8 protein-coding genes are annotated in these 11,426 nt (G+C 71.7%); 2 read left to right on the top strand and 6 right to left on the bottom strand.

Going from position 1 to position 11,426, the window contains the following annotated elements; all coding sequences use genetic code 11:
- Positions 1 to 150 precede the first annotated feature (150 nt).
- The 5 genes from EXU48_RS07995 to EXU48_RS07975 form a co-directional block, all read right to left on the bottom strand.
- Positions 151 to 1,506, bottom strand: a complete 1,356-nt coding sequence (locus tag EXU48_RS07995; RefSeq protein WP_133107093.1) for an LCP family protein — start codon at positions 1,504 to 1,506, stop codon at positions 151 to 153.
- Between the two features lie 60 nt (positions 1,507 to 1,566).
- Positions 1,567 to 2,739, bottom strand: coding sequence for an LCP family protein (locus EXU48_RS07990; RefSeq protein ID WP_133107092.1), 1,173 nt, complete (start codon positions 2,737 to 2,739; stop codon positions 1,567 to 1,569).
- Positions 2,740 to 2,875: 136 nt separating this feature from the next.
- A complete protein-coding gene (locus EXU48_RS07985) occupies positions 2,876 to 4,957 on the bottom strand; it encodes a DUF6541 family protein (protein ID WP_133107091.1) in 2,082 nt (693 codons plus the stop codon).
- A gap of 4 nt (positions 4,958 to 4,961) precedes the next feature.
- Entirely contained in the window at positions 4,962 to 5,390 is a 429-nt protein-coding gene (locus tag EXU48_RS07980; protein ID WP_165962724.1) for a DUF2304 domain-containing protein, read from the bottom strand.
- Positions 5,391 to 5,400: 10 nt separating this feature from the next.
- Complete coding sequence (locus EXU48_RS07975) at positions 5,401 to 6,075, bottom strand: glycosyltransferase family 2 protein (protein ID WP_133107090.1); 675 nt, start codon at positions 6,073 to 6,075, stop codon at positions 5,401 to 5,403.
- 231 nt (positions 6,076 to 6,306) lie between these two features.
- On the opposite strand from EXU48_RS07975, the gene EXU48_RS24985 reads away from it, so the two are divergent.
- Together EXU48_RS24985 and EXU48_RS07965 are read left to right on the top strand one after the other, a co-directional pair.
- Complete coding sequence (locus EXU48_RS24985) at positions 6,307 to 9,216, top strand: FG-GAP-like repeat-containing protein (RefSeq protein WP_133107089.1); 2,910 nt, start codon at positions 6,307 to 6,309, stop codon at positions 9,214 to 9,216.
- Positions 9,217 to 9,233: 17 nt separating this feature from the next.
- Positions 9,234 to 10,373, top strand: a complete 1,140-nt coding sequence (locus EXU48_RS07965) for a glycosyltransferase (RefSeq protein WP_268958155.1) — start codon at positions 9,234 to 9,236, stop codon at positions 10,371 to 10,373.
- On the opposite strand, the gene EXU48_RS07960 is transcribed toward EXU48_RS07965, so the two are convergent.
- Entirely contained in the window at positions 10,370 to 11,323 is a 954-nt protein-coding gene (locus tag EXU48_RS07960; RefSeq protein WP_133107087.1) for an SGNH hydrolase domain-containing protein, read from the bottom strand. The two genes, EXU48_RS07965 and EXU48_RS07960, sit on opposite strands and share 4 nt — an antisense overlap.
- Positions 11,324 to 11,426 lie beyond the last annotated feature (103 nt).

Raw genomic sequence — 11,426 nt, 5'->3', positions numbered from 1 at the left:
CCTGCGCGGAGCCGCCGGTGCGGGCGCGGCTGCTGCCGCGGGCGGGACGGCGCCCGGGGGCGTTTCGGCCCGGGGCGCTGCGGCGGGGCGCGTCCGCGAACGGGTCGACGGAGGCCGGCTCGCGCTCGTTGTCGAACGGTTCGTCTCGGCTCACCCGCACTGGGCACTCCCGTCGTCGGCGGTGGTTCCCTCGAGGGTAGGACCGGGATCGGCCGTGGCCGTGGAGGACGCGGCGGCACCGGTCGGTTCGGTCGGGTCCGTCGAGGCATCGGTCCCAGGGTCGGGGCTGGCGTCGGCGGTCCCGTCGTCGGTGCCCTCGACCGTCAGCGGCCGGTCGGCGGCGATGGCCTCCCACAGGGCATCGGCCTCATCGGTCCAGAGCACGTTGGCGCCGTCGCCACGGTCGGTGATCGGCACGGTCACGAACGAGATGTCCTCGCTGCCGAGGCCGCGCAGCGAGTAGGCGAGCCCGGACAACGCGGAGATCGAGGCGTAGTTGGAGCTGGTGCTCAGCGACGCCGTCGCCGCGTCCAGGAAGCCGTACAGCCGCGGCGCGTCGGTGAGCACGTTCTGGTTCAGGACCTGGCGCACCGTGGCGGCCAGCAGCGCCTGCTGCCGGCCGATCCGCCCGATGTCGCTGCCGTCACCGACCGACTTGCGCACCCGGGCGTAGCCGAGGGCCTGGGTGCCGTCGAGGACCTGCTCGCCCGCGCTCAACTGCAGGTGGGCGTTGTCGTCGTCGATGTCCTCCGGGATGCAGATCGGGATGCCGCCGATGGCGTCGACCATGTCCACGAAACCGCCGAAGTCCACGGCGACGAACCCGTCGATGCGGACGTCGGTGAGACCTTCGACCGTGCGGATCGTGCAGGCAGCCGCGTAGGTGACGTCCCCGGTCTGGCCGCCCTGCTGGAAGGCGTTGTTGAACTTCCCGGTCAGCGGCGAGGTCATCGACCCGTCGGGGAGCTCGCAGGAGGGCACGTCCACCCAGGAGTCGCGGGGGATCGAGACCATCTCCACCCGGGTCCGGTCCGCCGAGATGTGGGCGAGGATCACGGTGTCCGAGCGGATGCCGGACTCGACGTTGCCGCCGCCGATCGACGCGTTCTCCCCGGACCGGTCGTCGGAGCCGATCAGCAGCAGGTTCACGGCCGCACCGGCGGCGCCGTCCACCGGGGGAGCCGGCTCCGGCCGGTCGGTGCCGAGCAGCGGTTCGACGTCGCCACCGCCGATGTTGCGGTTCAGATCGTCGTAGGCGAGGGCGGCGCCGCTGACGGCGAACAGGGCCACGGCGAGGCCGGCGACCGGAACGGCGTGCCGCCTGGGACGCCGCCGCCGGCGGGCGTGCCGCACCAGGCCGGCGAGGCCGCGGCCCGCGCTCCCGTGGGGCGCCCGGCCGGACCCGGCGGCGGGCACCGGGGTGCGCCCGCGATCGACGCCGACAGAGCGCCGGCTGCGGGGCGGCGCGGCGTGCCGGGCTCGGGGACTGCTGGGCTGCCGATTCATCGCTTCCATGGTCTCATCGGGTCCGCGCGACGGGCGCGCCGGAGTGGCGGGTCCTGTCGGTCAGCCCTGGCCGGGCTCCTCCTGGCCCTCGCCGGTTGCCCCCGAGGTGTCCTCGGTCCCGGTGCCGTCGGTCGCGTCGGGGTCCGGCGGCAGCACCAGCGGCTGGTCCGCGGCCACCGACGCCCAGAGCGCCTCGGAGTCGGCGTTCTGCAGCACCACGTTCCCGGACCAGTCGAACGGCACGGTGGCGAACGTGAAGTTGTCGATCCCGACGTCGTTCAGCGAGTACGCGAGGCCGGCCATCGAGGTGATGTTGCCGATCCCGTTGCTGGTGCTCAGCGAGGCGGTCGCGGCCTGCAGGAACTGGAACAGCCCGGCGGAGTCGGTGAGCAGGTTCTTCGCCAGGACCTGTTCGACCATCGCCGTCAGGAGTTCCTGCTGTCGGTCGATCCTGCCGATGTCGGAGCCGTTGCCGATGCCCTTGCGGGCCCGGGCGACCGCGAGGGCGGTCTCACCGTCGAGCGTGTGGCACCCGGCCGTGATGTTCAGGTTCGCCTCCGGGGAGACCATGTCCTCCTCGAAGCACATGTCCACGCCGCCGATGGCGTTCACCATGTCCTTGAAGCCCTCCATGTCGACGACGACGAAGTCGTCGATGAACAGACCGGTCATCTCCTCCACGGTCAGGATCGTGCAGGCCGCGGCGTAGGCGGTGTCGCCGGACTGGCCGCCGTAGGCGAACGCGGCGTTGAAGCGCTCGTCGTAGGACTCGCCGGTCTCGGAACCGTCCGGGAGCGGGCAGCTCGGGATGTCCACGATCAGGTCACGGGGGATGGAGATCACGTCCACCCGGGACCGGTCCGCGGAGATGTGCACCACGAGCGTGGTGTCCGACCGCTGACCCTCGGCCTCGCCGTACTCGGAGTTGTCACCCGTGCGGGTGTCCGAGCCGAGCACGAGCAGGTTGTAGGCCCGGCCCTCGGCGGGGTCGCCCGGCTGTGCGGGCGACGGGCTCTCCCGGTCCTCGCCGAGGATCGAGCTGAGGTCGTGCTGGTCGATGTTGCCCTGCAGCGAGTTGTACGTCAGGGCGGCCCCGGTCCCGGCGAACGCGAAGATCCCGATGAGCGCGAGCAGAGCACCGCGGAGCACCTGGTGGCGGTTGACCCGCCGGGAGTGTCGCGGTGCGCGGCGCCGGCCGTGGGCAGGGCGCGAGGACATGTCGGTTGCTGGCATCGATCACCGATCGTAGGCAACTTCCGTCCCGGATCGGCGGACCGGGCGCGCCGTTGTGGGGGAGGTTGTGTGGAGGGGGGAGACCCAGGTCACATCGCCGAGCCGCGGCGGGCCACCGGGCGGTACACCCCCGGCGTCAGCCCGCGTGGCAGTCCGGCAGGCGCAGGATCCGGGCCGTGTCCGCCTCGGCGACGACCTCCGCGCCGGGCACCTCGAGGTCGTCGAGCGCACGGTAGTCCCCGGACGCCTGATAGGGCCGGGAGTCCTGGTACAGGTACCGCACGCCGAGCTCGTCCAAGGCCGCGCAGACCTCCGGGTCGGAGAGGTCGTCGAGGCCACCCATGATCGTCTGCTGGGCCGGGGACCACACCTGACCGGCGATCGGGAAGACCACCGGCACGCCGTGCAGCCCGTACAGCAGGGCCGCCCCGGAGAACGGGCTGCCCAGCACGGCTGCTCCCGGCTCCAGGTCCACCTCGGCGAGCATCTCGAGCTCGGCGGCGGTCACGAACCGGGGCACCCCGGTGGCGTCCGGGTCGTAGAGCTTGGCGGTGCGTTCGGCCTTGTACAGCGAGGAGGCGACCACCGCGGCGGCGAGCAGGACCGCGAGGCTCGCGGCGGCGACCGCGCGGGCGCGGGCGCCGGACCACCGGCGAGCGGCCGCCACGCCGAGCTGGACGAGCGCGCCCACGGCCAGCACCACGGTCACCATCGCGGTCACCACGCTCAGGCGGGCCGGGCTGGTGTACCAGAGGGCAGAGATCCCGGTCGGCCCACCCATGGCCGCGTCGATGTACAGCACCCACACCACCGCGAGCATCCCGGCCGCCCACGGGGCGCCGCGCCGCCAGGCGAGCACGGCGCCGTACGGGGCCGCCACGACCACGGCCGCCGTCACCACGTGCGGCCAGAGCTCGTACCAGCCCACGAGCACGCTGCCGACGGCGGCGCCCGCCCCGTCCGGTTCGTCGCCGACGTAGCCGGTCACCGAGGCCGCCAGCGGTGAGACGGCGAACGCGAGCGCCCCGCCGACCGTGACCACGGTCAGGGCCGCAGGCAGCCCGACGGCGATTGCGCGGTGGCCCGCGGCCGACGCCGCCCGGGCGATCCGCACCACGGCGGCGACGGCGACCGGCAGCGCCACCACGGCGAGGGCGAGGAACGCGTTCGGGTGGGTCAGGCCGAGGCCGACGGCACCCGCGCCGAGGACCACCACGCCGGCCGCGTGCTGGTGCCATCCGGTCGGCAGCCCGAGCGGGCCGGACGGTCCCGTCCGGCGGGACGGCTCGACTCCGCCGGAACTTTCGATCCCTCCGAACGACCCGACCCGGCCGGACGACCCGACCCCGCCGGACGGACCGACTCGGCCGGACGGCCCGGCCCGGCCGGACAGCCGTGCCGTGGCCGACACCCCGGCCCGGTCCAGCGCCCCGATCCCGAACGCGAGCACGCCCGGGGTCATCGCCAGCGCGGCCGCGTTCGGCAGGTGCCCCCACCCGATCCACAGGCTCATCGGAGTGGCCGTGATCAGGCCGGCGGCGAACCCCACCAGCGCCGGCGCCGGCGGCAGGTGCGGCCACACGCGGCGCGCCAGCGCCGCGCACCCCAGCACCCACGCCGGACCGGAGGTGAGCGTGCCGGCCAGATTGAGCACCGCCGTCGGGCTGGACAGCGGCAACAACGACGCGAAGGCGTGCCACCCGGCCGGGTACAGATGCGCCTGGCCGGTGCCGTAGGAGAGGGCGCCGACGGTCAGCGACGATGCCGAGCGGGTCTCGTCGATGAGGCGCAGGGCGCTCAGGTGGTAGACGGCGTCCCAGCGTTGCAGCAGCGAGTCCACGCCCCCGGCGCCCACGGCGACCGGGACCACGGCCAGGATCAGGCCCGCGGCCAGGCCGGCCATCAGGACGGTCCGCAGCCGTCGCGAGCCGGGCACCTCCTCGGGTGTCAGCACGATGCCGAGCGCTCGCAGCACCAGGGCCGCGCCGAACGTGGCCGCGAGGCCGATCGTGGCCGGGACCAGGCCCCAGTCCTTGCCCGCGAACCGGGTCAGGATCGCGGTCAGGGACAGGGCCGCGACCGTCACCGGTGGCGCGAGTGCCGCGAGGGTCAGCCCGCGCAGACCGACCAGCCGCAGGGTCAGGACCCCGGGCGCGTACAGCAGCAGGAGCCCGAATCCGAACACTGCCAGCGCGAGGAAGGCGTTGGTGGTGGGCACGTGGTCAGGGCCGCCGCTCTGGCGGGCCGGTCGTGTGGTCGGCCGGGGAGGGGTCGCTCGGCGACGCCGAGGTCCGGGCGGTCGGGTAGCCGGCCTGTTCCAGCCGCACCTCGGCGAGGGCGATCTCGCGGGTCAGGGCGGTGATCCGGCGGTCCATCATCTTCATCCGCCGGTACATGGTCGCCACATAGGACAGGAAGGCGATGACGAGGGCGTACAGCACCAGGTCGGTGCCCCGGCCGACGCCGACGAGCGCGGCCAGATGGCTCAGGAACGTGGGGTACAGGATCGCGGAGGCCGCGACCAGCACGAAGCCGACGAGCAGGACCCGCCGGACCGCCTGGTGCCGGGCGTCCGCCGTCGACCGCGTGAGGGTGACCGCGACGGCGGCCACGCCCGCGAGCAGGATCAGCTGGATCCAGATCTTGTCCATGGGAGCCTCCTCACTTGAAGACCAGGTCGACGAGGATGTTCACCGAGTTCAGCACCGACTGACCCTTGCCCTTGGAGTATTCCGTGTACAGCACGTGCACGGGGTACTCACGCCAGGGCAGTTTCGTGCGGCCCAGTTGCAGCACGATCTCACTGGCGTGCGCCATCCGGTTCTGGACCAGGTCCACCCGTGCGGCCGCGTCCCGGCGGATCACGCGCAGGCCGTTGTGGGCGTCGGTCAGACGCAGCCCGGTGCTCTGGTTCGTGACCCAGACCGCCGTCTTCAGGATGGCCTTCTTCAGCCAGCCCGCCTTCGTGCGGTCGTCGAGGAACCGCGAGCCGAACACGATCGCGAGGTCCTTCTCGCGCGCCAGGGCCACCATCGCCGCGGCGTCGTCGACCTGGTGTTGCCCGTCGGCGTCGAAGGTGACCAGGTACTCGGCGTCGGTCTGGGTGACCACGTAGGAGATGCCGGTCTGCAGGGCGGCGCCCTGACCGAGGTTCGTGGCGTGGTGGATGACCAGGGCGCCCGCGTCCCGGGCGGCGACCGCCGAGGCGTCGCTGGAGCCGTCGTCCACGCACACGATGTTGGCGAACGTCGGCAGGGCGCCGGCGACGACGTTCCCGATCACGGTGGCCTCGTTGTACAACGGCACCACGAGCCAGGTGTCGTCGTTCGCGCGCATGGGCACATTGTGGCAGGGGTCCGACACCCGGTCGCCCACGACTCGAACGTCCTAGGCCGTGGTGCGTCCGGGTTGGGCGGGACCGGAAATGCGCGCCGGGGGCCGCCAGGACGGCCCCCGGCGCGCCGCGGGAGGTCCCGCGAGGACGCTTCTGGCACTCTGTACCCGAACCCAGCCGTCTCTGTGAGGTATGTCATGCGCCCGGCCCGTCGCCGAACCTCGTCCGCCATCGTGGCTACCGCCTCCGCCTCCCTGGTGCTGGCCTTCCTGGTCGGCGCGCCGGCCCAGGCCGAACCCGACGACGCGCCGACCGACCAGCCGGCCGCCGACGCGGGTGAGGTACCCAGCGCCGAGGAGATCACCGCCGAGGTCTCCGACGATGCCCACCCGGTGGAGTCCGAGGTGGAGCTCGTCACGTTCGAGCCTGCGGCCGCCGGCGGTTCGGAGGCTTCCGGTGATACGGGGGACTCCGGCGATGGAGCCGCGTCGGACGAGCAGGCCGAGACGGCCGCGGATGAGGTCACCTCGTTCGGGCTCCAGTCGCAGACCCCGGCCGAGGACGGCGCTGACGACGACGCCGCGACGGCCCAGGAGCCCGAGAATACGGCGCCGGAAGGCACCGGGACCCCGGACGCAGAGCCGACCGAAGCGCCCGAGACCCCGGCTGACGCAGCCGAAACCCCGGCCGACGCAGGTGAAACCCCGGCTGACGCGCCCGAGACCACCGACAACGTCGTGATCGCCGCGGCCGACACCCCCGAGCTCGCCGTCGTCGGTGTCACCTGGGACGCCGGTGCCCCGGCCGACCTCGCTGTCGACGTCCGCACCCTGACCGTGGACGGCTGGACCGAGTGGGAGGAGCTGGAGATCGACAACCAGCTCGCCGACGAGGACCTGACCGACCGGCAGGGCACAGAACCGCTCGCCGTCGTCGACGCCACCCAGATCGAGGTGCGGCTCACCACCGCCGAGACCGCGCCCACGGGCGCGAACCTCTCCGTCATCGACCCCGGCACCTCCACCGCCGACTCCGCCCCCGTGACGGCCTCCGCCATGTCCACGGCCGCCACGGCGCGGCCGACCATCTACTCGCGCGCCCAGTGGGGCGCCGACGAGAGCATCCGGACCTGGGCGCCGGAAGTGGGCCGGGTCACCGGCATCGACATCCACCACACCGCAGGTGTGAACGGGTACTCCGCCAGCCAGGTGCCCTCGATCTTGCGGGGCATCTACTCCTACCACGCCGAGGAGTGGGGCCGGGACTGGGGCGACATCGGCTACAACGTTCTGGTCGACCGCTTCGGCCGCGCCTGGGAAGGCCGCTACGGCGGTCTCGACCAGGCGATCATCGGTGCCCACGCCACCGGCCTGAACGGCAACATGGCCGGCATCTCCCTGATGGGGAACTACGACACGGTCGCGGTGCCCACCGCCGCGTTCGACATGGTCGCCCGAGTGGCCGCGTGGAAACTCTCCATCCACGGCACCACGCCGCACGGCACCACCACGTTCAACGGCACCACCTGGAACCGGATCGTCGGACACCGGGACGCGAAGCAGACCACCTGCCCGGGGCAGTACATGTACTCCCGGCTGGACGAACTGAAGAACCGGATCGCGGCCTTCCAGGGGTCGTTCGCGGGCCGAGAACTCGACCGGGACCTGAACGGCGACGGTCGAGCGGACCTGGTCGTGCGTCACGGTAACAATGTCTCGCTGATGTCCACAGCACCGACGCTCGGGTGGACGGACGAGCGGATCGGACATGGCTGGACCCCGTCGCGCACGACGATCGCCGGCGACTGGAACGGTGACGGCACCGTCGACATGATGTTGCGAACCGCCGACGGCAGCCTGCTGCTCTACCCGGGGCGGGCCGATGGCAGTGTCGGGAACGGCGTCCGCGTCGGGTGGGGCTGGAACACATTCAACCTTCTCATCGGTGGCGACGACTGGAACGGCGACGACCACCTCGACCTCGTCGCACGGCACTCGAACGGGTCGCTCTGGCTCTACGCATCCGATGGTCGTGGAAACTTCCATCGCGGCGTGCAGATCGGATCCGGCTGGAACGGGATGGAGACGATCTCGATGGCCGGCGGGTTCATCGGCGGTCGACCGACCCTGCTCGGTGTCCACGGCTCGAACGGGCACCTTTACGCGTACGCCTCGAACGGCCGCGGTGCGATCACGGGCACCGTGACGGTGAGCTCGTCGTGGAACGGGGTGTCCGCCACGGCTGGGATCTCCGATCTGACCGGAGACGGGCGGACCGACCTGGTCGCGGTGTCGCTGGCAGGTGACCTCCTGATCTACCCGGGCACGGGGTCGGGCAGCGTCCGACCACGCGGGGTCCTGGACAGCGGTTGGGGCGGCACCACGATGATCATGGACGCCGGAGCGCGGTCCAGCGGACGGATCTTCTATCGGTTGGACTCCGGTGGACGGTTGTATCGGGCGACCTACGGCGCGGCGGATCCGGGGTACTCCGAGCTCACCCCGACCGGTATCACTCTCGCTCAGGGCGACATCGACGTGACACCGGTCGGAGACTGGAACGGTGACGGGCGGGCGGACCTGGTCGTCCGGCGTGGGAACGGCGCCCTGATGCTGCACCTGGGGACCGGTGGCGGTCGATTCGCCGCAGGTACCCAGATCGGCAACGGTTGGCAGAGTTTCGAAGTGCTCGTCGGGGCCGGGAACTGGCGGGGCGACGGCCTGCCGGGGATCATTGCCTACAGTTGGGATGATCGCGCGGCCTACCTCTACTCGGCGACGGCCACCGGATCCTTCCGTCCTCCTGTTCCGGTCATGAGGAACGCGCCGAGCATCTATCAGATCGCGAACGTGGGTCAGTGGGATGGCGCGGGCGCCCCGGATCTGATCGCCCGCGCCGGAACGACGCTGCAGTTCTTCAACGGCACCGGCGCCGGCCTCGCCGTCGGCCCGACCCAGATCGGCTCGGGATGGGGTTCGTTCACCTCGCTGGTCGGCGTGAACGACGAGACCTCGGACGGCGTCTCGGACCTGATCGCCGTGACCGGCTCCGGTCAGATCATGGAGTACCCCGGAAACGGGCTGGGCAGGTTCCTGCCCGGGCGCCCGGTCGGCACCGTCCCGAGCGGCGCCGTAGTGAGTTGAGGAAGAGACCGGATGCCGTGATCGCCAGCCGGATCTACGCACCCGAAGCTTCGGCGGCGTCGTTCCGGCTGGCGGCGCTCACCAGGGAGCTGGCGACTGTGGCTACGGTGACGGTGCTCACCGTGACCGACCCGCACGGGCCGGACTCCGGGATACCTCAGACCGTCCGTGTCCGTCGGTGGCCGGTGCTGCGGAACCGAAGCGGGTACGTCCGCGGGTACCTGCCGTACCTGAGCTTCGATGCCCCGTTGCTGCTACGGCTGCTGTCCCAGCCGCGGCCTGACGTGGTCGTCGTCGAGCCGCCGCCGACCAGCGGCGCAGTCGTTCGAATCGTTTGCGGCCTACGACGAATCCCGTACGTGTACAACGCCGCAGACGTCTGGTCCGACGCGGCGGAGTCCACCGGCGCGCCGCGGCTCGTGGTGAGGTTCGTGCGAGCACTGGAACGATGGGTGCTCCGGGGCGCCCGCGCCGTTCTCTCGGTGTCCGACGGCGTCACGGCCCGGGTGCGTGAGCTCGGCGCCGACCGCGCGGTCACGGTCGGCAACGGCGTGGACACCACGGTGTTCACGCCCGACGGCGACATCCGCGGCACCGGCCCCTTCCTCCTGTATGCCGGTACAGCGTCGGAGTGGCAGGGCGCCGACGTCTTCGTACGGGCGATGCCGCACGTGCTGGAGCGCCATCCCGGCGCGCGCCTGGTGTTCCTGGGCCAGGGGAGCGCCTGGTCGTCGTTAAAGGAGCTGGCTGCAGCGGTCGCGCCAACATCAGTTGACTTCCATCCGCTCGCCTCTGCCCACGAGTCAGCCGCCTGGTTGCGCGGCGCACGTGCCGCCGTCGTCTCCTTGCGGCCCGGGCAGGGCTACGACTTCGCGTTTCCGACCAAGGTGCTGGCCGCGCTCGGCACGGGCACGCCTGTGGTCTACGCGGGCCCGGGGGAGGCCGGCGAACTCATCGAGAGCGAGGCGATGGGCTGGCGTTGTGACTATGACGTCGACGACGTGGCCAAGACCATGATCGAGGCAATCGAGCACGACCCGATGCCCGAGGAACCTGCTCGCCTAGCCGCCTGGGTCGAAGCGAACCGCTCGCTGCAGGCGGTCGCGCGCAGGAGTGTCGACGTCGTCCTGAGTGTCGCCGGCCACCGTTCGATCTAGGGTCCTGCGAGGGCGGAGGCGATGACCGCGCCCAGGGCATCCGCCATCGAGGCGCTGAAGGTTGCGGTCAGGTGGTGGTCGTCCCGGTACAGGAGGATGTTCCCCTGGATGACCGGGCAGGTGTCGGAGCAGAAATGGTCCGTGAGGTCGGCGTACGTGCCACCAGCCGCCATGGCCGCGGCCCGTTCCTGCGCGGCGTACTCGTCGTTGATCGCATCGGATCGCGGACGATCACAGGTTGTGGCGTCGACCGGACCAGTGGACAGACAGGCTGGCGGGTCGACCTGGAAGTTCGGCGTGTCCGCGACCACCAGCACCGTGGTGACGACCGAGAGCCGCTCGACCGTCGCGGCGACGCCAGCCGTCCACTCCGACAGCGGCACCGGAGCTGCCGTGCCGCGAGGTAAGCCGGACAGCACGACAACGTCGGGCGGGTCCGCCGCGATCAGCGTGAGAACCGCCTCGCGCCAGGTCGCACACTCCGGATACGGCTCCGTCATGTACTCGTCGGACACCTGATGTGCGGGGCAGCCGGACTTGGTGTGTGATGTGACGTGCAGGTCGCCGCGGGTGGCGAGAGTCTCCAGTGCCGGGTGCCAGTTCGCCGCGTGGGAGTCCCCGAACAGGACGACGTCGAGCGGTGCCGCCGGTGAGCCGCTCGTGCATCCGACCGGTTCGGACGCTGGAACTCCGAGATGGCACCCCGTGGCGTACGTGCTCGGTTGATCAGCGCCGGCCTCCTCGAGCGACGGCGTCAAATCGCTCGGCGCATCCTGAGGACCGACCGCGGACTCGACGGCGGTGACGTGACCGGTCTTCGGGGTGCCGGTCGCGACGGTCCGGCTCGTGGCAACGCATATGACCGCCAGGGTCAGGACCAGGACCAGGCCCGCCATCCGGAGCATGCCACGAGTGCGATTCGCAATCGACTCCCGGACGGCTACGGTCACGGGGCCACTCTAGGGCCCGAGGATCCTGTGCTCAGGCGGCCCCACGCCATCGGCCGCGAGCCGGCCGTACGTATCCCGCTTGAGCCGCGCCGGGCTGCGTAGG

It is taken from the genome of Occultella glacieicola, assembly GCF_004353825.1.
GTDB classification, from domain to species: Bacteria; Actinomycetota; Actinomycetes; order Actinomycetales; family Beutenbergiaceae; genus Occultella; species Occultella glacieicola.
Note: the sequence above shows the minus strand (reverse complement) of the source record. Positions and strands in the feature narration are given on the sequence as shown.

Coding starts and splice junctions, on each gene's coding strand:
- EXU48_RS07995 (WP_133107093.1), bottom strand. CDS start 1,506: ATGAATCGGCAGCCCAGCAGTCCCCGAGCCCGGCACGCCGCGCCGCCC.
- EXU48_RS07990 (WP_133107092.1), bottom strand. CDS start 2,739: ATGCCAGCAACCGACATGTCCTCGCGCCCTGCCCACGGCCGGCGCCGC.
- EXU48_RS07980 (WP_165962724.1), bottom strand. CDS start 5,390: ATGGACAAGATCTGGATCCAGCTGATCCTGCTCGCGGGCGTGGCCGCC.
- EXU48_RS07975 (WP_133107090.1), bottom strand. CDS start 6,075: ATGCGCGCGAACGACGACACCTGGCTCGTGGTGCCGTTGTACAACGAG.